At 72.7% G+C, this 20,159-nt stretch carries 22 protein-coding genes; all 22 read right to left on the bottom strand.

Features of this window, described 5'->3' with window-relative positions:
• Positions 1–15: 15 nt before the first annotated feature.
• The 22 genes from ACH4F2_RS14200 to ACH4F2_RS14095 all read right to left on the bottom strand — a co-directional run bounded on the left by ACH4F2_RS14200 (position 16) and on the right by ACH4F2_RS14095 (position 20,148).
• Complete coding sequence (locus ACH4F2_RS14200) at positions 16–1,185, bottom strand: acyltransferase (protein WP_398133091.1); 1,170 nt, start codon at positions 1,183–1,185, stop codon at positions 16–18.
• A gap of 211 nt (positions 1,186–1,396) precedes the next feature.
• Positions 1,397–2,386, bottom strand: a complete 990-nt coding sequence (locus tag ACH4F2_RS14195) for an alpha/beta hydrolase (protein ID WP_398132985.1) — start codon at positions 2,384–2,386, stop codon at positions 1,397–1,399.
• 226 nt (positions 2,387–2,612) lie between these two features.
• A complete protein-coding gene (locus ACH4F2_RS14190; protein ID WP_398132984.1) occupies positions 2,613–3,512 on the bottom strand; it encodes an alpha/beta hydrolase in 900 nt (299 codons plus the stop codon).
• Positions 3,513–3,661: 149 nt separating this feature from the next.
• A complete protein-coding gene (gene kynU / locus ACH4F2_RS14185) occupies positions 3,662–4,873 on the bottom strand; it encodes a kynureninase (protein WP_398132983.1) in 1,212 nt (403 codons plus the stop codon).
• Positions 4,866–5,681, bottom strand: a complete 816-nt coding sequence (locus ACH4F2_RS14180) for a tryptophan 2,3-dioxygenase (protein ID WP_398132982.1) — start codon at positions 5,679–5,681, stop codon at positions 4,866–4,868. The genes kynU and ACH4F2_RS14180 overlap by 8 nt, the downstream gene beginning before the upstream one ends.
• A gap of 153 nt (positions 5,682–5,834) precedes the next feature.
• Positions 5,835–6,248 (bottom strand): DUF3151 domain-containing protein, encoded by a 414-nt coding sequence (locus ACH4F2_RS14175; protein ID WP_121748183.1) that lies wholly within the window; start codon positions 6,246–6,248, stop codon positions 5,835–5,837.
• 102 nt (positions 6,249–6,350) lie between these two features.
• The gene (fbaA, locus tag ACH4F2_RS14170) at positions 6,351–7,382 is read right to left on the bottom strand and encodes a class II fructose-bisphosphate aldolase (RefSeq protein ID WP_398132981.1); all 1,032 of its coding nucleotides are present in this window, start codon (positions 7,380–7,382) and stop codon (positions 6,351–6,353) included.
• A 131-nt stretch (positions 7,383–7,513) separates the two neighbouring features.
• Positions 7,514–8,062, bottom strand: a complete 549-nt coding sequence (gene pyrE / locus ACH4F2_RS14165; protein ID WP_398132980.1) for an orotate phosphoribosyltransferase — start codon at positions 8,060–8,062, stop codon at positions 7,514–7,516.
• 10 nt (positions 8,063–8,072) lie between these two features.
• Positions 8,073–8,861, bottom strand: coding sequence for an aldose 1-epimerase (locus tag ACH4F2_RS14160; RefSeq protein ID WP_398132979.1), 789 nt, complete (start codon positions 8,859–8,861; stop codon positions 8,073–8,075).
• A gap of 82 nt (positions 8,862–8,943) precedes the next feature.
• Positions 8,944–9,891, bottom strand: coding sequence for an SRPBCC domain-containing protein (locus ACH4F2_RS14155; RefSeq protein WP_398132978.1), 948 nt, complete (start codon positions 9,889–9,891; stop codon positions 8,944–8,946).
• Between the two features lie 52 nt (positions 9,892–9,943).
• The gene (locus ACH4F2_RS14150) at positions 9,944–10,738 is read right to left on the bottom strand and encodes a response regulator (RefSeq protein WP_398133090.1); all 795 of its coding nucleotides are present in this window, start codon (positions 10,736–10,738) and stop codon (positions 9,944–9,946) included.
• Between the two features lie 17 nt (positions 10,739–10,755).
• Positions 10,756–11,940, bottom strand: a complete 1,185-nt coding sequence (locus ACH4F2_RS14145) for a sensor histidine kinase (protein WP_398132977.1) — start codon at positions 11,938–11,940, stop codon at positions 10,756–10,758.
• Positions 11,941–12,342: 402 nt separating this feature from the next.
• Entirely contained in the window at positions 12,343–14,091 is a 1,749-nt protein-coding gene (locus ACH4F2_RS14140; protein ID WP_398132976.1) for a polyamine aminopropyltransferase, read from the bottom strand.
• 108 nt (positions 14,092–14,199) lie between these two features.
• Positions 14,200–14,736 carry a DUF2617 family protein gene (locus tag ACH4F2_RS14135; RefSeq protein WP_398132975.1) on the bottom strand — a complete coding sequence of 179 codons (537 nt, stop codon included), beginning with the start codon at positions 14,734–14,736 and terminating at the stop codon, positions 14,200–14,202.
• A 394-nt stretch (positions 14,737–15,130) separates the two neighbouring features.
• Positions 15,131–15,370 (bottom strand): hypothetical protein, encoded by a 240-nt coding sequence (locus ACH4F2_RS14130; RefSeq protein WP_398132974.1) that lies wholly within the window; start codon positions 15,368–15,370, stop codon positions 15,131–15,133.
• Positions 15,371–15,638: 268 nt separating this feature from the next.
• Complete coding sequence (locus ACH4F2_RS14125) at positions 15,639–16,889, bottom strand: tyrosine-type recombinase/integrase (RefSeq protein ID WP_398132973.1); 1,251 nt, start codon at positions 16,887–16,889, stop codon at positions 15,639–15,641.
• The gene (locus tag ACH4F2_RS14120) at positions 16,889–17,077 is read right to left on the bottom strand and encodes a helix-turn-helix domain-containing protein (RefSeq protein WP_319216616.1); all 189 of its coding nucleotides are present in this window, start codon (positions 17,075–17,077) and stop codon (positions 16,889–16,891) included. The genes ACH4F2_RS14125 and ACH4F2_RS14120 overlap by 1 nt, the downstream gene beginning before the upstream one ends.
• Positions 17,074–18,474, bottom strand: a complete 1,401-nt coding sequence (repSA, locus tag ACH4F2_RS14115; RefSeq protein WP_398132972.1) for a replication initiator protein RepSA — start codon at positions 18,472–18,474, stop codon at positions 17,074–17,076. The genes ACH4F2_RS14120 and repSA overlap by 4 nt, the downstream gene beginning before the upstream one ends.
• A 277-nt stretch (positions 18,475–18,751) precedes the next feature.
• A complete protein-coding gene (locus ACH4F2_RS14110; RefSeq protein WP_030872089.1) occupies positions 18,752–19,051 on the bottom strand; it encodes a hypothetical protein in 300 nt (99 codons plus the stop codon).
• A 22-nt stretch (positions 19,052–19,073) separates the two neighbouring features.
• Positions 19,074–19,229: a hypothetical protein gene (locus ACH4F2_RS14105; RefSeq protein ID WP_398132971.1), complete on the bottom strand. Its 156-nt coding sequence runs from the start codon at positions 19,227–19,229 to the stop codon at positions 19,074–19,076.
• An 11-nt stretch (positions 19,230–19,240) separates the two neighbouring features.
• Positions 19,241–19,429: a mobile element transfer protein gene (locus tag ACH4F2_RS14100; protein ID WP_382816054.1), complete on the bottom strand. Its 189-nt coding sequence runs from the start codon at positions 19,427–19,429 to the stop codon at positions 19,241–19,243.
• A 14-nt stretch (positions 19,430–19,443) separates the two neighbouring features.
• The gene (locus ACH4F2_RS14095; protein WP_398132970.1) at positions 19,444–20,148 is read right to left on the bottom strand and encodes a DUF2637 domain-containing protein; all 705 of its coding nucleotides are present in this window, start codon (positions 20,146–20,148) and stop codon (positions 19,444–19,446) included.
• Between the last annotated feature and the right edge of the window lie 11 nt (positions 20,149–20,159).

Below are 20,159 nucleotides of genomic sequence, written 5' to 3'. Positions count from 1 at the left end.
TGGACACGGCCCACTCTAGACACGGCGTGCACCCGTCGCTCTCGTTCGGCCCGGTGGGCGATGCCTCCGGACGACCCGGGAGCGGCGCCGGCCGCCACCGCGCTCGCAGGAGCGAAAGGCGGCCCAGCAGCCTGCCAGGACCAGCGTGAACGCCGGGAGCCAGACGAGCCGCGCCGCGACCCAGCCCAGGCCGTCGGGGAGCGTGTGCAGGCCGGGCAGGGGGCCCACGAGAAGGGCCGTGGCCGTGGTCGCCATCAACGCGGTCTGGTGCCACAGGAAGATCGTCATCGCGGAGAGGTTGACCAGAGCGACCGCCGCCCACGCCACTGGCCGCCGCATCGCGCGGCGCAGCCGCTCGCGCAGCAGCAGCGCGAGGCCGCACTGCGCCAGGCCGAAGGTGACCGCGGCCAGCGTCGGCGGGTTGAGGTTCGATATTCCGGCACCGGGGACGCCGACCATCGACGCCGGATAGCCCGCCCAGGAGACGAGGGCCGCGGTCGCCACCGCGCCGCCGGTGCACAGGACCCAGCCCGCGCGGCGATGGTCCAGGTCGCCGCGGGCCCACGCGGCGCCGAGGGTGTAGGGGACCAGCCAGCCGGCGGCGAGGTTGACCCAGCCGAGCCAGGAGGGAGCACCGAATCCGAACCGCAGCAGGTCCACGTGGAGGACGACGACCAGCGGCCACAGCGGGTGCAGCCGGGTCACAAGCGGAGTCGCCGCGGTCAGCGCGGCGAAGACGAGGAGGAACCACAGCGGGGACAGGGCCAGCTTCACCAGGGTGTGGACGGTCACGAACTCCGCGCCCGTCAGGAGCAGCAGCGCCGCCGTCACCGTCCACAGACCGAGGACGGCCGCGACCGGGCGGAACAGCCGGGACATCCGGGCGGACAGCCAGCCGCCGTAGGACGTGCCACGGGCCCGGGCCGACGCGTAACCCCGGGTGGCCACATGGCCGCCGACCAGGAAGAACACGGCGAGGGTCTGGAAGACCCAGGAGATCGGGGACAGCCAGGGCATGTCCCGCAGTGGACTGGCCGCGCGCAGGCTGCCGCCGTCGGCGACCAGGGCCGTCACCAGCCAGTGGCCGAGGACCACACCGAGGATGGCGAAGGCCCGCAGCGCATCGACGGCCCGGTCCCGGTCCGCAGGGGTGGCGGCGTCGATCCGGGCGGCGGCACGGCGCAGCTCCTGCACGGGTGCTGCGCGGCGCGGCCCCTGCCCGGGTGCGGCACGGCGCGGCTCCTGCCCGGGAGCTGCGCGGCGCGGCCCCTGCCCGGGTGCGGCACGGCGCGGCTCCTGCCCGGGAGCTGTGCGGCGCGGCCCCTTCCGGTCGGCGGCACCGCGCCCCCGGTCCCGCGCGCCGTGCGGAGGGCTCGGTCGCGTCCGTCGGGTCGCGTCAGTCATGGGTCACCTCCGTGGTCTCGCCCAGGGCGATCCGGGCCAGGTTCGTCAGGGAGACGGAGCCGGTGTCGAAGTAGTCGCTGTGACCGCCGTCGCCGGCCGCGAAGACCCGGGCGCCGAAGTCCGGGGAGACCGGGTCGGTGCCGAAGCCGACGGTGGTGCCGAAGAGGTCGGCGCTGAGGTGCGGCACGTGCTCCACCCAGTCGTCGGCGCCCCGCGCCGCCCAGATCCGGGCGCTCGTGCGCAGGCCCGCGGCGGAGTCGGCACCGGTGCCGGGGCTGCCGACCAGGGCTATGTCGGTGACGTCCAGACCGTCGGCGGCGCGGGCGCAGACGACCGAGCCGTACGAGTGGCAGAGCAGGGTGAGGAGGGTGTCGGGGCCCGTGATGCCGCGCAGGTCGTCGACCAGGGAGCGCAGCTTCGGGGCGGCCCGGTCGGCGCGGCCGGTGGTGGCGACCGTGGTGCTGACGGTGTCCGGCGTCTCGTAGCCCAGCCAGGCCACGACCGCCGTGCGGGTGCCCTCGGGCGCCTCGGCGGCGAGCTGCCGGTGCAGGGCAAGCGCGGCGGCACGGAACCGGTCGTACGTGTCGAGGCTCGTGTCGGAACCGGGGACGAGAACGGCGACGCGGTCGGCGTGGGCCAGGTCGCCGAAGACCTCCGTGGCCAGTCCGGCACCCTGGCCGTCGAAGGCGAGCAGGTGCCGGGACGGGTCGGCCATCGAACGGTCCGCCGCCGCGCGGTGCCGGTCGCCGTGGGCGGCGGCCATCCGGGATGCCTCGGCGGCGTTGGCCCGGTTGGCGGCGTACGCCTCGTCCAGCGTGCCGGCCGTCGGGGCGGCTAGCACGGCGGGGGCCGGAGCGGGGGTCTCGGGGCGCGCGGCCCCGGAGAGAGGGAGGACCACCGCACCGCAGATGAGCGCGGCGAGGGCGGTGCGACGCCATCTGCCCACGCGCCGCCGCCAACGTACCGCCGTCCCGGGCACCATGGCCCCTCCCCTCCAGCTCGCCCGTCCATCGGGCGTGTCTGTATGGGAAGTTATGAATCGCGCCGGGTAACCCGCGTCCCGCCAGGGAACTCACCTGCGGGGTAGCTCTCAGGTACTACGGGTACGGCCCTGACACGGTTGAAGAGTCTGCACCGTGCTCATTCGAGCGGGCCGAGGACATTCCAAGGAAATCGTTCACACTTTTTCGCACCACGCCCCCCCACGCTCACCAAGCCAGCTGCGCGATCTCCTCCGCCACCACCGCGCACGCGTCCGCCGCCGGGTCGATCAGCGGATAGTGGCCGACGTCCTCCAGCAGCGTGACGCCCACCACCTCCCCGGCCTTCGCCGCCGCATCGGCATACGCCTCGGCGACCGCCTGCGGGACATCCACGTCGGCACGGCCCTGTACGAGGGTCGTCGCGATGCCGGTGGGCAGCAGCAGGGACGGGTCGGCGTAGGGCCTGCGCTCGGCGAACAGCGCCTCCCCACCGAGAAGTTGACGCGCCGCTCCGCCGCACACGTCGAGCTTGCCGGCGACCTCGAAGTCGGCGATCGGAGCGAGAGCGACCACACCGCGCAGGGGCGCCGGGCGGTCGGTGCGCCAAGGGGCGTCGGCGGGCAGCAGGTGCCGGGCGGCCGCCCACAGGGCGAGGTGGCCGCCGGCCGAGTGGCCGGTGAGCACGACACGGCGCGCGTCGGCTCGCGGGAGATGCTGCCGCACCAGCGCCGGCAGCGCGTCCAGCGCGGCGGCCACGTCGTCGAAGGTGTCGGGCCAGCGCCCCGCGACGAGGCCACCCCCGTCCTCGCTCCCGCCCTCCGCGCCGCGCCGGTACTCCACGCTGGCGACGGCGAGACCCCGGCGGGCCAGGAAGCCGGCGAAGGGGCTGACATGACGACGGTCGTACGGTGCCCGCCACGAACCTCCGTGCAGCACCACCACGACGGGAGCGGCACCACCCGGACCCCCCGCTTCGCGCGGCACGTAGAAGTCGATCACCTGGTCGGGATGGTCGCCGTACACGGCGGTGCTGTCGGGGTCGACCGCCGGGTGCGAAAAGGCCGATTTCTCCTCCGCGGCGTCCCTCGCGGCAGCGGTGTCCGGTTCTGCGGCGGCTTCCGGCATGCTCAACCTCTCAGCGGCGAAACGATGTTGGCTGACCGGGAGAAGGGAATCGGCCGTTGGCGGGACGGTATCAGGCCGGTGACGTGCGCCGACATGGGGATGTGACGCTGGGTGAGGACCGGACGTCCCGTCCGGTCCTCACCCGCCCGTCACACCAGCGTCTCCCCCAGTACCCGCGCCGCCCGCTCCACGTCCGCGAAGCCGACGTACAGCGGGGTGAAGCCGAAGCGCAGGACGTCCGGGGCACGGAAATCCCCGACCACGCCGCGCTCGATCAGCCGTTTCATGACGTCACCGGCGTCGTCGCAGCGCAGTGCGACCTGGCTGCCCCGCTCGGCGTGCGCCGCCGGAGTCAAGGACTCCACCCGGCCGTCCGGGACGTACTCCCCGACGCAGCGCAGGAAGAAGTCGGTCAGCGCCAGGGACTTGGCCCGCACCGCCTCCACCGACACCCCGTCCCACACCTGCAGTGCCGCCTCCAGCGCGAGCAGGGAGAGGATGTCCGGCGTACCGACCCGGCCGCGCACCGCCCCGGACGCGGGGGTGTACGCGGGCCGCATGCCGAAGGGCTCGGCGTGCGAGTTCCAGCCCGGCAGCGGGGAGTCGAAGCGGTCCTGGAGGCCCCGGCGCACGTACAGGTACGCGGGTGAACCGGGCCCGCCGTTCAGGTACTTGTAGGTGCAGCCGACCGCCAGGTCGACGCCGTACTCGTCGAGCCCGACCGGCAGCGCGCCCGCGCTGTGGCACAGGTCCCAGACGACGTACGCCCCCGCCTCGTGCACCGCGGCCGTGAGCGCGGGCAGGTCGTGCAGCCGGCCCGTGCGGTAGTCGACGTGGTTGAGCAGCACGGCGGCGGTCCGGTCGCCGAGTGCCGACGGCACCCCGGCCGGGGTCACCTGACGCAGGGTGCAGCCCGTCATCCGGGCCGCCGACTCGGCGATGTACCCGTCCGTGGGGAAGGTGGTGGCGTCGACGACGATCTCGTCCCGGCCCGCACCGTCCCCCCGCGCCATGCGCACGGCGGCGACGAGTGCCTTGAAAACGTTGACGCTGGTGGAGTCGCCCACCACGACCTGCCCGGCCGCCGCACCGACCAACGGGGCGATCCGGTCGCCGATCCGCTCGGGCGCGGTCCACCAGCCGCTCTCCTCCCAGGACCGGATGCGCAACTCGCCCCACTGACGGCGTACGACGTCCTCCACACGCGCGGGAACCCCGGCCGGGAGGGCGCCGAGCGAGTTGCCGTCCAGGTACGTCACGTCGTCGAGCACGAAACGCTCGCGCAGCGCCGCCAGCTCGTCGGCCGCGTCCAGCTTCCCGGCCTCACTCGCGAGCCCGGCCTCACTCATGGGTTCAGACATATGACCGCGCCGTCCACAGTTCCGGGAACACGTTGTTACGGGCCCGCTTCTCCAGCCAGGCCACCCCGGCGGAGCCGCCCGTGCCGGTCTTGGAGCCCATCGCGCGGCGGGTGGCGACCAGGTGGTCGTTGCGCCAGCGCCACACCAGCTCGGCGACGTCGGTCAGCGCCTCGCCGAGGCGGGCCAGCTCGCCGTTCTGGTCACCCGCGTACACGGCCGTCCAGGCGGCCTCCACCTCGGGCGCCGCCTCGTACTTCCGGGTGACGTCACGCCGGAGCACGGCGTCCGGGATGTCGTACCCGTGCCGCGCGAGCAGCCGGACCACCTCGTCGTACAGGCTCGGCTCGTGCAGTGCCTTCTCCAGCTCCGCGTGGACACGCGGGGCGCCGCGGTGCGGGACGAGCATGGACGCGGACTTGTCGCCCAGCAGGAACTCCAGGCGGCGGTACATCGCCGACTGGAAACCGGAACCCTCACCGAGGGCACTGCGGTACGAGTTGAACTGGGCCGGGGTGAGCTGCCCCAGCGGCGTCCACGAGGCGTTCAGCGCCTCCAGCTCCCGCACCGAGCGCTTCAGCGCGTCGGTCGCCACCGGGATCCGGTCCTCGCGCAGGGCGCGGGCGGCGGTCTCCCACTCGTGGACGATGACGGTGAACCACAGCTCCATGACCTGGGTCGTGACCAGGAAGACCATCTCGCCGGGATCGTCGGAGAGGGTGTGCTGGAGATGGGTGAGCACGTCCGCCTTGACATAGTCCTCGTACGGCGTGCTGCCCTCGAAATCGAGATTCGGGGCGTCGTGGGACATCGCTGTCTCCTGATGTGCACTTCGGGTAGCGGTCCGCCCTGCCGTTACCGACACGGGGCCCCGGTCCCCGACGTCATCCTCCGCAATCGTCGCAGGAAACCGCAAGGCCCGCCTGCGCACGGCAGACGGGCCACGACATGTCCGGGTCCGGGGTCAGCCCAGCACCTCGGCCGCCGCCGGCGAGGAGTCCTTCAGGAACTGGCTGCAGCGCTCGTACTCCTCCTTCTCGCCGATCGCCTGGGCGGCGCGGGCGAGGGCGTGCAGGGCGCGCAGGAAGCCGCGGTTCGGCTCGTGCTCCCAGGGCACCGGGCCGTGGCCCTTCCAGCCGCTGCGGCGCAGGGCGTCCAGCCCGCGGTGGTAGCCGGTACGGGCGTACGCGTACGACTCCACGACGCTGCCCCGCTCGAACGCCTCGTCGGCCAGCTGTGCCCAGGCCAGCGAGGACGTCGGGTACTTCGCGGCGACGTCGGCGGGCGAGGTCCCGCCCGCCAGGAGCTCGCGCGGCCCGGGGTCGTCGGGGAGGTGGGTCGGGGGCGGTCCCCCGAGGAGGTTCTCGTGAATGGCCATGGGCACAAGTCTGCGCCATGCCGCCGGCATACGTACGAGGGCCCGGCACCACGGGAGAATCCCGCCGGTGCCGGGCCCGTCGTGGGCGGCGCGCGGTGGCCGCTACTTGATCTTCTGGCCCGCCGAACGCAGGTGGCCACAGGCCTCGACGATGCGCGCGGCCATGCCGGCCTCGGCCAGCTTGCCCCAGGTGCGCGGGTCGTAGGTCTTCTTGTTGCCGACCTCGCCGTCGACCTTCAGGACGCCGTCGTAGTTGCTGAACATGTGGTCGGCGACCGGACGCGTGAAGGCGTACTGGGTGTCCGTGTCGATGTTCATCTTGACCACGCCGTTCTCCAGCGCGGTCGCGATCTCCTCCGCGGAGGAGCCGGAACCGCCGTGGAAGACGAAGTCGAACGGCTTGCTGCCGGCCGGCTGACCGTACTTCGCGGCGATGCCCTCGTTCAGCTCCTTGAGCAGCTCGGGGCGGAGCACGACGTTGCCCGGCTTGTACACGCCGTGCACGTTGCCGAAGGACGCGGCGAGCAGGTAACGGCCCTTCTCGCCCAGGCCCAGGGCCTCGACGGTGCGGACCGCGTCGTCGACCGTCGTGTAGAGGGAGTCGTTGATCTCGTGGGAGACGCCGTCCTCCTCACCACCGGTCGGGGTGATCTCGACCTCGAGGACGATCCTGGCGGCGCGGGCGCGCTCCAGCAGCTCCTGGGCGATGGAGAGGTTGTCGGCCAGCGTCTCGGCCGAACCGTCCCACATGTGGGACTGGAACAGCGGGTTGCGGCCCGCCTTGACGCGCTCCTCGGAGACCGCCAGCAGCGGACGGACGTACCCGTCGAGCTTGTCCTTCGGGCAGTGGTCCGTGTGCAGGGCGACGGTGACGTCGTACTTCTCGGCCACGATGTGCGCGAACTCGGCGAGGGCCACGGCGCCCGTCACCATGTCCTTGCTGTGCTGACCGCCCAGGAACTCGGCGCCGCCGGTGGAGATCTGGACGATGCCGTCGCTCTCCGCCTCCGCGAAACCGCGCAGGGCCGCGTGCAGCGTCTGGGAAGAGGTCACGTTGATGGCCGGGTAGGCGAACTTTCCTGCCTTCGCCCGGTCCAGCATCTCGTTGTAGACCTCGGGAGTTGCGATGGGCATGTCCGCTCCTTGTATGTGCGGGTGGGCGTGAAACGTGCTTACGGCCCTGACCTAGACCTGGGGGGCGACGTCATCGTCGGCCCCATCTTTCCAGACGAAGCGGGATACTCCGAGTGGACGTCCGTCCTGGCTCAGTCCAGGCCCAGCTCGTCCTTGTCGTACGCGTACAGGTACGGCACCCCGGCGCCGTCCTGGATCTTCTCCGCGGCACCCGTCGCCCGGTCGACGATCGTCGCCACGGCCACGACCTCGGCACCGGCCTCACGCACGGCCTCGACGGCGGTGAGCGGGGAACCGCCGGTGGTGGACGTGTCCTCGACGACCAGAACGCGGCGGCCCCTGATGTCCGGGCCCTCGACGCGCCGCTGCAGCCCGTGCGCCTTCGCGGCCTTGCGGACGACGAACGCGTCCAGGCGCTTCCCACGCGCGGCGGCGGCGTGCAGCATGGCCGCGGCGACCGGGTCGGCACCCATGGTCAGCCCGCCCACCGCGTCGAAGTCCAGGTCGGCGGTCAGGTCCAGCAGCACCTGCCCGACCAGCGGGGCGGCCTCACCGTCCAGGGTGATGCGGCGCAGGTCGACGTAGTAGTCGGCCTCCAGCCCCGAGGAGAGGGTCACCTTGCCGTGCACCACGGCCTTGTCCTTGATCTGCTGCAGCAGCGCGCCGCGTACATCCGTCATGCCGACCAGCTTAGAGCCGGGTCCAGCTCCAGGTCGTCGTGGCCTCCAGCGGCTCCAGGGGCGTGACCAGGCGCGGGAGGGTGTTCAGACCGTTGGGCGGACCGGTCTGCGGCTCCACGCAGACGGCGGCCTCCTGCTCGTCGTACACCACCGCCCACTGCTCCGGGCTGGTCACCTTCAGCTCCAGCCGCTCCGGCCAGGTGAGGGTGACGTCGACACCGTCCGGCATGCCGAAGCAGTCGTCCCAGGGGCCCGGCTTCGGGTCGACACGGTTGCCGGTGGGCAGGTGGTCGTCACCGCGCTCCTCCTGCCAGGCGGGGTCGAAGGAGATCGCCACGTCCGCGCCGTCGAGGGTCCGGTTGAACCACGGATGCCAGCCGATCTGCGCCGGGAAGGACGACTCGTACGTCTCCACGGACATCGTCAGCGTCAGCGCGTCCCCGGTGAGGGCGATCACCTGGGTGACGCGGCCGGGGTAGGGCCAGGGGTCGGTGAGGTCGTACGTGATGACGGCCTCGTTCCCGGTGACACGGGCGGTGCGCCAGGCGGCGTCGCGGGCGGTGCCGTGGATGGCGTGCGGCGGGGCGTTGAGCGGCATCCGGCGGACGACGGCACCGTCCCGGAAGCGGCCCTCGCGGATCCGGCCGCACCAGGGGACCATCGGGAAACAGCCGTAGCGCTCGCCCTGACGGAGCAGTTCCGTGCCGCCGACGCGCAGCCCGCCGATCCGGCCGCCGTTGCCCGGCAGCACAGTCGCCTCCGCGTCACCCGCGGTCAGCGTGATGGGTTCGTTACTCACGCCATGACCCTACTGGGGTGATCAAGGCCATCCCCAGCACGTCCGGTGCGGCGGAGTCCGGCGGCGACCGGGCCGGGACGGTTCAGCGGCGCCGGCGCAGCGCGCGGACCACCACGATCGCCGACGCCACGATCAGTGCCGCCGCGGGGGCGGCCCAGCGCAGGGGGGCACCGGCCGCGCCCGCCTGAGGCGCGGGGACGGGGGCGTACCGGCCGCGCGGCGGGGCGTGGTCCACCTCCTCGGCGCTGCGCCCGATCATCGTGCGGCGCGCGTGCGCGGCCTCTGCGGGGGGCTCGGGGGTGGCGGGGGGCTCGGGGGTGGCGGGGGGCTCGGGGGTTTCCGGTACGGCAGGAGATTGGGGGGCGCCGGGGTTTTCGGCGGCAACGGGGTTTTCGGGGGCAGCGGGGGTTTCGGGGACAGCGGGGGTTTCGGGGACGGCGGGGGACGACGGGGTTTCCGGGACGTCCGACCCGTTCTCGACGCCCTCTACGCCTTCGACGTCTTCGTCCGGGCCCGCGTCCGCGAGGGAGGGCGGGGGGACTTCCGTGTCGAAGACGGACGTGTGCCGCGGCTCCGCCTCCGCGGCAGGCCGCTCCTTCGCCTCCTCCACCGCGGTCGTGCCCAGGTTCTCCGCGAACCGGGCCAGCAGCCGGGCCACGGCCGACGTCACCGGCTCCTCCGGCAGCTCCGTGACGCGCCCGTCCGCGGTGGCCGTCCCGGTGAACGCGAGAGTGGAGCCGCCGTCGGCGTCCCGCACGACCAGGATGAGAGCGAGCGTGACCGTGCCGGTGCCGCGCGACTCGGTGGCGTCGCCCTCGACGGCGTACGACCCGTCCCCCCGCGCGGACAGACGCAGGGAGCCCCGGTAGGTGATCGAGTGGCTGCCGATGCGCACCTTCAGTCGCCCCGCGACCGGCTCGGCACCGGCGTCCTGCTGGAGCCCCGGAACCGCCCGGGCGACCCGGACGGGGTCGGCCAGCACGTCCCTGAGCCGCTCGGCCGGAACCGGAACGAACACCTCATGCTCCATGTCAGCGCAGCCTACCCAGCGGGCGCCCGGTACACCCCCCGGCTGCACAAAGTCACCCGCGACCTCCTGTGCATCCGGTGCCTCCCGCGTCTCCCGGCGACACCAGCCCCGTCTCGTACGCCACCACCACCGCCTGCGCCCTGCTGGTCAGGCCCAGCTTGGTCATCGTGCGGTTGAGGTGGGTCTTCACCGTGGCCTCGCTGATGAACAGGCGGTCGGCGGCCTCGGCGTTGCTCAGGCCGCGGGCCACCAGTTTCAGGACCTCGGCCTCGCGGGTGGTCAGCGTCGCCAGCCCGGGCGGCGGATCGGCGTCCGCAGGGTCCGGCCCCCTCGTCTCCGACATCCGCGTGAACGCCTCCACCAGGCGCCGGGTGACCGCGGGGGCGAACAGCGCGTCGCCGCCGTGCACCGCGGCGACGGCGGCCAGCAGCCGTTCGGGACCGGCGTCCTTGAGGAGGAAGCCGGAGGCACCGGCACGCAGGGCGCCGTACACGTACTCGTCGAGGTCGAAGGTGGTCAGGACCAGGACGCGGGGGGCGGGGTCCACCGCCTCGGCGAGGATCCGCTCGGTGGCCTGGATACCGGTCATACCGGGCATGCGGATGTCCATCAGGACGACGTCCGGCCGGGTCCGTCCGGCCAGCGCCACCGCCTCGGCACCGTCGGCCGCCTCGCCGACGACCTCCATGCCGGGGACAGCGCGCAGCAGTGCGGCCAGCCCGCTGCGGACGAGGAACTGATCGTCGACGACGAGCAGTCGTACAGGGCCGTCCTGCGGCCCGTCCCCCGGGCGGTCCTGCGGGTGGTCCTCCGGACGGTTCCCCGGACGGTCCTCCGGCCGGCCCATCGGGTGCTCTGCGTCGGTCATTCCCTGACGGCGTCTCCCCGGCGTGCGGTCTGTACCGGCGTCGGCAGGGTCAGGCGCACGCCGAAACCCCCCTCGCTGCGCGGGCCGACGACAATCGTCCCGCCGTAGAGCTTGGCTCGCTCCCGCATCCCGATCAAGCCATGGCCACCACGCTCGGGGATTGTGTCCGAATCCACCCCCTCCCGGCCTCCCCCCGTGGCTCCCTCTCCGCTGCCGTCATCGGTCACGGACACCGTCACCTCGCCCGCGCGGTAGGCGAGTTCGACGGCGGCGCTCGCTCCCGGGGCATGCTTGAGCACGTTGGTGAGAGCCTCCTGCACCACCCGGTAGACGCACAGCTGGACGCCGGGCGGCACGGGGCGCGGTGTGCCGGTGACACGCAGCTCCACGCCCACACCGCCGGTACGCACCCGGGTGACCATCTCGTCCAGCTGGTCGAGCCCGGGAGCTGGGGCGCCGACCGCGCCCTGCACGCCGTCGGCACGCAACAGGCCGAGCATGCGGCGCAGTTCGGCGAGAGCCTCACCACTGGCGCCCTCGATGGTGCCGAGGGCGCCGCGTGCGGTGCGGGCGTCGGAGTGGAAGACGAAGCGGGCCAGCCCGGCCTGGACGTTGATGACGGCGATGTGATGGGCGACCACGTCGTGCAGCTCACGGGCGATGCGGACGCGTTCCTCGGCGACCTCGCGCCGGGCCCGGTCGGCCTGTTCGGCACGGAGCTCCCGGGTGAGTTCGCCGGTCCGGCGGGCCACGTACCCGAACCTCCACAGCACCAGCGGGAAACCCACGGCCTGCCCCACGACCGACGCCATCGCCTCGGCGTCGCTGACCACCCCCGCGTAGATCCAGACACCGGCGAGCAGGGCGGCGCAGGCGGCGGCAGTGCGGGTGGGGCGCAGGGAGGCGGCGGTGTAGACGGCGAGCATCGGGCCGAAGGAGCCGACCACGGGCCAGTAGTCGAGGGTGACGTACACCGCCCAGCAGGCGTGGACGGCGAGGCAGACGGTGACGGGGGCCCGGGTGCGCAGGGCGAGCGGCAGGTTGAGCAGAGCTACGAGCGTCCAGGCGAGCGGGTCGAGCGCGGGCCACCCCTGGGCGACGGCCTCGGTGCCGAGCAGCACGGCCACGGTCGTCAGCGCCGCGGCGATCAGGCCGTCGGCCGCCAAGGGGTGCAGGCGCATGGCCGCAGCGTAAGTCCGCCCGTCCGGCGGCGGCGTCATCCTTCCGCCGTACCGCGGAAGTTGCAGGAACCGGGCGCCTACCGCGCTGGGTTGGGTCGCGTATCCACCCACTGCGGGATTCCGGTAGGGGCGGGGCGGCATAGGTTCTCGGTGCGAACGATCCACAGGGGGGTGTGGCGGTCCGTCCCGTACTCGGGGGAGGGCCGGGCCGCCGCACCGGGCTCGTCCCGAGGGCTGGGCCGGGGAAGCACGCTGGAGTGAGCGGCGGTTCGTGCCGGGGGGCGCGGACGGGCCGGTCCCAAGGGCGGACGCCGGCGAGGCGTCCGAGGGAGGGGGCGGGCAGCCACGTGCCCGCCCCCGGCCTCGTTCCCACTTCGGCCCTCGTGCCCGACCCCGGAACGCTCAGTACCGCGGATGCACCAGCGTCGACGGCGGCAGGCCGGGGATCCGGGTGCGGGACGCGGCGCGGGCGTCCTGGGCCAGGGACCGGGACGTGAGGGTGCGCGGGCGGGGGACCGCCGGGTCGAGGCGCAGGGCGGGGGTCCTGCGGGCGGCCAGGAGAAAGCCCCAGTCGCGGGTGGCGTGCGGCGTGGCGGCCGTACGGTCGGGGCCCGGGGCGAAGCCCGTGTCCCGGGCGTCGACACGGTAGGGGACGGCCCGCAGACCGGCCACGTGGAGCGTCGCGTGCACCGTCCAGAAGGCCCGCGGGCGTGCGGAGACCGGGCCCGCGTGCACGACCAGCCGCCCGTCGGGGGCGAGCACCCGCCGGAGCAGGCCGTAGAACTCCTGCGAGTACAGCTTCGTACTGGCCGTGATGCCGGGGTCGGGCAGGTCCGAGATCACCACGTCGTACATCGCGGTGGGCGTCGAACGCAGCCGGCGGAACGCGTCCGCCGTGATGACGCGGACGCGCGGATCGCCGTAGGCGTGCTCGTTCAGCGCGGACAGGCCGGGGTCGTGCCGGGCCAGCCGGGAGAGCCCGGGGTCGAGTTCGACGAGGTCGACACGGCGCACGCCCGGATGGCGCAGCACCTCCCGCGCGGCGAGGCCGTCACCGCCGCCGAGGATCAGCACGCGCGCGTGCGTACCGCTCATCGCCGGGTGCACCAGCGCCTCGTGGTAGCGCCGCTCGTCGCTGCCGCTGACCCGCAGCCGGCCGTCCAGGAACAAGCCGAGGGGCCTGCCGTCGGCATCGCCGGTGAGCACCACTTCCTGTACGTCGGTCTGGACGGCCACGCGGACGCCGTCCCCGTACACGGCGTGCCGGGCGGCGCGTTCGAAGTCGTCGGCGAGGACGGTGGCCGTGGCGAGGAGCGCGAGTACGACGACGTTGGCGACCAGCAGCAGCCAGCGGGCCCGTCGGGTCATGTCCCGCCGGAACAGGCCGAGGACCAGGGCGGCGCCGACGACCGCGTTGACGGTGCCGGTGAGCAGCGCGCCGGTCAGCTGGCCGAGGAAGGGCAGCAGCACGAAGGGGAAGGCGAGGCCGCCGACGAGCGCACCGACGTAGTCCGCGGCGAACAGGTCGGCGACGGCGCCACCCGCGTCCTGGCGGCGAACGCGCTGGATCAGCTCCATCAGCAACGGCACCTCGGCGCCGATCAGCACGCCGATGGCGAGCGAGAAGGCGACCAGGAGGAAGCGCGGCCCGTCCGCCCACAGGCCGCCCCAGCCACCGGTCCAGGCGAAGACGGCGTACAGCAGCATCGCGCTGGAGCCGCCGACGAGCGCGAGGACGGCCTCGACCGCGCCGAAGCCGGCCGCCGCGAACCGGCGCAGCCGTTTGGCGGCGAGCGAGCCGAGGCCCATGGCGAAGACCATGACGGACAGGACGACGGACGCCTGGGTGACCGAGTCACCGATCAGGTAGGAGGCGAGGGCGACGAGTTCGAGTTCGTACACCAGCCCGCAGGCCGCGCAGACGAACACCCCCACCAGGACCAGGAACCGCCCGGTGGCCGGCCTGACGGGCAGCCTCGGCGGCGCTCCGGGACCGCCCGGGGGCGCTCCGGAACCGTCCGGCGGCGCTCCGGGACCGTCCGGCGGCGCTCCGGGACCGTCCTGGGGCACTCCGGAACCGTCCGGGGAGCCGCCGGGGCCGCCCCAGGACGGCGGAGAGCCGGGCGGGGCGGGGGCGTGCGGTTCGATCACGCAGTGACGTTACGTCACTCCCGCACTACACTTCGTCACCCACACGGGTGAAACTGGCGTTCCGTTGGGCACCGCAGGTTTATCCCGCCGCGGCCCGCCTCCGCCCGCTCACACCCCGGACGGGCTGAGCGGCGACGCCGGCACCCGGACACCCACCCGGGTCCGCGTCGCCACCAAGTGGCCGTCCTGCGGATAGGCGTGCCAGGTCCGCCAGTGCACCTGCCCCTCGTGCCGATGGGCCAGCAGCGCGGTGAAGGCGTGCGGGCTGCCGGGGAAGACGCCGGCCAGCCCGTGCGGATGGTCGGCGACCAGGGCCAGCAGCTCCTGGGCGCGTCCGGCGAAGGAGCCCGGCGTCAGCACCTCGACCCGGGCGGCGAACTCGTACTCCCAGTCGCCCACCCGCTTGGCGACGCCCAGCGGAAGGGGGGTACTGCTGCCGGGGATGCACGCCACTGTCTCCGAACAGCTGCCCTGCTCCTCCTCGAGCAGGACTTGGTGAGAGGCCCCCAGGAGTCTCAACTGCATTTTGGCGCCCGCCAGTTCGAGATCGAGACTGGCGAGCGCGGGCAGCGGCTCGCGCCCCAGGGCCCAGGCGAGATCGGCTGCGCGCGTGTCGGTGTAGGCGGTTTTCAGGGTCGTGAGCATGGATGGGCTCCGCAAGCACACAAGGAGAGGAAGGTGTGGGGCCTGCGCATCCCGGCCACTGCCGGGGATGCGGCCCGCTCAGCCCAGTCGGCCGGTCAGGAGGGGGGTCAACAGGTCGTCCGAGGAGCTGCGTTGGTGATGGAGAGGGAATCATGAACTGTGGCGCCGCACAGCTTTTTTACCCAACTTCGTGGCGTTTCCATCCCTCAGGGGGCTCCACAGCTCAACTGTTCAACCGGGGCGCACACCCCGCACACACAGCGCGCGCCGGGGCGTGGGAGCGCCCGCCGGGTATGTTTCCCGGCGGGCGCTCGTGGTGGGCGCGGGGTCCGCCCCAGGTGCGGACCCCGTGACGGGGATGCGGTTCCCCCTGCAGGAGCTCAGCTGCCCCGTGTCAGCTGCCTCCACCGCATCCGCCGCCGCCCCCTCCACCGCAGGACGACGACCCGCCTCCGCAGGACGAGCCGCCTCCGCAGGAGGAGCCTGTGTTGTGCCCGCCGGAGGACGAGCCGTCGGCCCACCAGCTCTTCCGGCTGCTGCGGCCGCGGCTCCTTCCGCCGCCGCTCCGTGCGCCCGCCAGGAGCCCGCCGACCACCAGGGCGCCGAACACGATCAGGATGATGCCGGTGACCATGGCGTCCCCTCCTTCCGCTGCCCGGGCTCACGCCCGGAGTCCCCCGAAGCAGCCCCCCGTTGGGCGCCTCGCTCACTGTGTGAAGCTCGTTGTGCCGTTACGCGCCGCGCCGCCGCGCCGTCGTGAAGCTCATCGCGTGAACGGGAGATGCCCCTCGCCGCCACGCCCCAAAGCAGAGTTGAGGAACTTCTGAGGGTCCTTGAACGGGAACGGCCCCTGACCTGCACCGGAGTGCGAGTCAGGGGCCGTTGGCGCCTTGCTGGGCCGTCTATGGGCCGTCAGCGCCTTCCGGACCGTACCGGAACACGGAGTCGATGGCCCGCCGGGCCCGTTCGCGGCTGTCGGGCATCAAGTGGGCGTACACCCGCAGGGTCATACCCGGATCAGCATGCCCCATGTACTCGCTGACGGCCTTGATGTTCTCGCCCGCGTCGAGCAGCGCCGAGGCATAAAAGTGCCGGAGGGCGTGCATGCCGTGCTCGCGTGCCGAGTCGTACTTGCCGTCCTCCCCCGCGTCCGGGATGAGCCCGGCAGCGGCTAGGGCGGGCTTCCACTCCTTGCCGTTGAAGTTGCTGCGCCAGACCATGCCGCCCTGCTCCGCGGTGAAGAGCAGGCGGGCGGACACCTTCGGACCCTCCGGCACTCCCCACGGCAGGGTGATCTCCACGGGCTTGCAGACGTCCCTGTGCACGCGGAGCGCTTCCGCCACCGAGTCGGGCAGGGGTACGTCCCGCTTCTTGCCGCCCTTGGGCAGGGCGAACACCGGGTGCCCTTCCACGTGCTTGATCTGCCGGACGACATGCAGCGTGCGCCCGTCGGTGTCGACCGCGTCCTCGGCCAGCCCGAACACCTCGCCCTGGCGGAGGCCGCACCCGGCGCCGACGTCGACCATGGGCCGGTACCGCTCCAGGAGCGCCGTTCGAACGGCGAGTACCTGAGCGAGCGTCCAGGGAATCACCGGGTGCGCGTCGAGCCGGGGCCGCCGTACCGTGCGCGCACTGCACGGGTTGCGGGACAGGAGCGAGTCGTCCACGGCGGCGGACAGGACCGATTGGACGTCGGCGAAGATGTTCCGGGCGTAGGCGGCACTCACGCCCGGCTTGGCCTCCAGCGCGGCCAGCAGCCCCCGAATGTGCTCGGGGCGGAAGGTGCCCACGGGTCGCGAGCCGATCACCGGGTAAGCGTGCAACCGCAGTCGGCGCCCAAGTTCCTTCCGGGTCATCGGGCTGGACGTCTTGCTGTCCAACCACTTCTCGGCGTACTCCCGGAAGGTGATCCGAACCGACTTGGGGTCGGTGTACTGCCCCCGCGTCATGTCCGTCTCGATGGCGCTCAGCCACTTCTCGGCGAGCCGCTTCTTGCCGTCGGGGAAGCTCTTGGACTTCTCGGAGCCGTCCGGGCCGACGTACCGGGCCCGGTAGCGGAGCCCGCTGCCGTGGCGGTCGGTCTTGACCTTGACCGCCTTGCCGTTCGGACCCGTGCTGACCTTGTACCACCGGTCTTGGATGTGCCCCGCCATCAGGCGGCCTGCCTCAGCGACTCGACCCAGACGCGGACGTCGTCGGGGTCAAAACGGAGGTGCCGGCCGACGCGGAAGCCGGTCGGTCCCGTGCCTTTGCGGCGCCACTGGTAGACGGTGTCGACGCTGGGCAACCGGAACAGGCTCACGAGATCTTCCGGGGTCAGGTACTGCTCGGGCAGCCTCATGCGTACGCCTCCCAGTCGTTCCGGTCGGTCGACAGGTCCGCCAGGGCTTCCCGAGCGGTCTCGCGGCTTTGCTGAATGTCGCGGCGGATGTTGGCAGCGAGCCAGAGTTCGCCGGGAGTGTGGCCGTGACCGGCGTAGGACCAGTGGGCGAGAGTGAGGGTGGTTGCCTGCTCGTCGTCGGGGTCGGGCAGGCCGAGCGCTTCCCGCTGCTGGGCGGCGCGGTAGTCGGCACGGGTCTGGCGCAGGGCGCCGAGGGTGGTGGAGTACCGCCGGGACTTGCTGGAGAAGTGGCCGCGGAATCCGAGCATGTGGGCCCAGTCGCGGAACTTGCGGTCCGGGTAGAACGGGTGGAGGTCGAGGCAGGCGGCGATGAGCCGGGCGGGATGGTCGGGCACGCCGAGCAGGGCCAGGGCCTCCTTGTTGCCGATGCGGCGATCCACAGTGCCTGTGGTCTCGGCGGCCTTGGTGGCGTACTTGGCAACGTACGAGGCGACGGCCTGTTCAGTGATCTCCTCGCCGTCACCGAAAGCACCGATGGGCTGCACGTCGAGCTGAGTGCCCCAGCGCAGGGTGCGGGCGGGCTGGTCCCCGGCGGGGTCGACGTCGACAGCGACGCGGGCAGCTGCTGCGTGGATCGCGTCGGTGAGGAGGTCGAGAGTCGCCCAGACGGGCGGGGGCGAGTCGGGCCCGTCGGGACCGTCGAAGCGGACGACGGCATGGAAGTGGACGGCGCCGCGCTTCTGGTACTCGGCGACCTTGCCGAAGGCGACGCGGGACTGTTCACGGGCTGCCTTCTGCGTGAGCCCCGCACGCTTGGCGATCTCGCGTCGCAGGTAGATCGTGAAGTAGCGCCACAGGTCGGAGGCGTGGTTGTTCCACAGCACGGCGCCCCCGTAGTCGTACGCATCCGGGTCGAGGGGCGTACCGAGTTCGGCGGTGTCCTCCTGGTGGTGAGCGCCGCAGCGGCACGGTCGGCTGCCGGGCCGGTTGTGCACCGGGCCGAACGAGGGAGCGGTGAGCGTGGCGAACACTCGCGGGTGCTCTCGGATCGTGGGCCGGGTGCCCTTGTTCGGGTCACCGACGAGACCGGCGCGGATCAGGTGGTACGTGTCGCCCGCGTAGGTCCAGGCGCAGGACGGGCAGCGGGAAGCGCGGCGGTTGCCGCAGGCGACGCGGAGCCGTCCGCCAGGTTCGGTGTCGGTCGAGTAGGAGTGCAGGACGTGACGTGTCTGGGCGTCACGGACGACGACGGAGCCTTGCAGATGGATGGGGTCCGAGCAGCCGCCGGTACGGCGGATCTGGTCCTGGATGCGGTCGAAGCCGGTGGACCCGGCCAGCCTCAGCACGTCGGCGAGGGTGGCCGGATCCAGGCCCGCCATGGTGGCGGAGTCGTTCACGCGCCGGTCACCGCCTGACCGTGAGAGGCGGGGATCAGGGCCGTACGGCCGGTGCCCTGGCAGGCCTGGCAGGTGACGCGAGTGGTGGCACGGCTGCCGTCACGGTCCCGGGTACCGGTGGTGACGACGACAACCGGGAAACCGTCACATTTGCGGCAAAGCACGATCAGAGCGTGCTGGGGCATCATGGAGCTTCCCTTTCGGGTCCAGTGGATCTGAATGGGTCCAGGCGCCCGGAGCGGCGGAAGTTTGGCGACCGAGGCCGCTCCGGGGGCCGTCAGCGCTGCTTGGCGAGATCCTTGAGCAGCAGCCGCAGGACGACGGCGACCAGGGCGACCGAGACGCCGGTGATGGCCACGGCGAGGAGCATCGAGACCAGGACGGCGCCGACGACCAGGACCACGGCGCCACCACCGGCAGCGAGGGCGAGGGCACTGCCTGGGGTGAGCTGCACGGTCGGACGGTTGGCGAGGGGCGCGGTCGGGGCGGGAACCGCGGAGCCGGATGCCGGCACTTCGACGGCCGAGGCGGTAGCGGACGGTGCGGTGTCCTGGTGCGGGTACTTCGGGGTGAGCACGAGCGGTCTCCTCTCGGGAGGCTTACTTGACGATCGTGTCGACGGCGGGGCTGAGGATGCTGTCTGCGACGAGGTAGCCGCCGAGGAGGAGCACGGCGACCAGCCACCAGGGCGGGCGGATGAGCTTGACGCCGAGGAAGCCGACGACGAGCAGCGCGAGCCAGAGCGGTACGTCCATGACGGTCCCTCCTACGCCTTGCAGCGGTGGGTACGGGCGGCGAGTTCGGCGGCGGAGCGGTCGGGGTAGTCGGCGGAGAAGCCGCAGCGCGGGGCCGTGCAGGCGGCGGCGTGCATCTCGCGGCCCCGGCCGTCGTAGTAGGTGCCGACCTGCACCGGGCCGACGCGGATGCGGTTACGGAAACGGCGGTAGACGGACATGAACGGTTCTCCTCTCAGGTGAGCTGGAGTTGGGCGGAGATCGCGTTGACCATGGGTTCGGGCAAGCCGAGCCGGGCCGCCAGCGCTTCGGCGGGCATTGGCGTACCGGTCGACGCCTGGTGCGCGTCGGCGAGCTTCCGGGCGTGGTCGAGCAGGGCGGCCGGAACGGTGGGAGCACCGGGAGCAAGCTGCTGTGGTGAAGCAGGCTGCTGTGGTGAAGCGGGGGCAGGAGCGGGAGCCAGCTCGGGTGCGGCCGGCACTGGCTGCGGGTCTACGCCCGGCGGATCGGTGCGGGTCACCTCGACTTCGGGCAGCTGCGCCGGTTCGCCGTCGGCAGGCTGCTCGGGCGCGGGCTGCTCAGTGGGCGAGTGGACCAGGAGGGTGCCGCCGAGGAAGGCCAGGGCGGGCCATCCTGCGACGAGGATGCACAGCCACGCGGGCACGGCGCCGAGGTCCAGCAGACCGGCGGTCGCGACGTTGGCACCCAGCGAGGCGAACAGGGCGATGACGAACCAGGTCCATGCCGAGCGGTCTCGGCGGGCGGTACGCAGCCGACGCCAGGCGGCCACCAGCAGCAGATCCACGGAGACCGGGTAGGCCCAGGCTTTCCAGCCTGACTGCCCGGCTGCCTCAGCCAGGTCATGCAGGTGAGCGAAGGACAGCGCGCCAGCGATGACAGCTTGGACAAGGACCGCGTCCAGGCGGATCGAGCGGGACATGGGAATACCTC

The sequence above is a fragment of the Streptomyces sp. NPDC017890 genome, from assembly GCF_044328675.1.
GTDB lineage: Bacteria > Actinomycetota > Actinomycetes > Streptomycetales > Streptomycetaceae > Streptomyces.
Note: the sequence above shows the minus strand (reverse complement) of the source record. Positions and strands in the feature narration are given on the sequence as shown.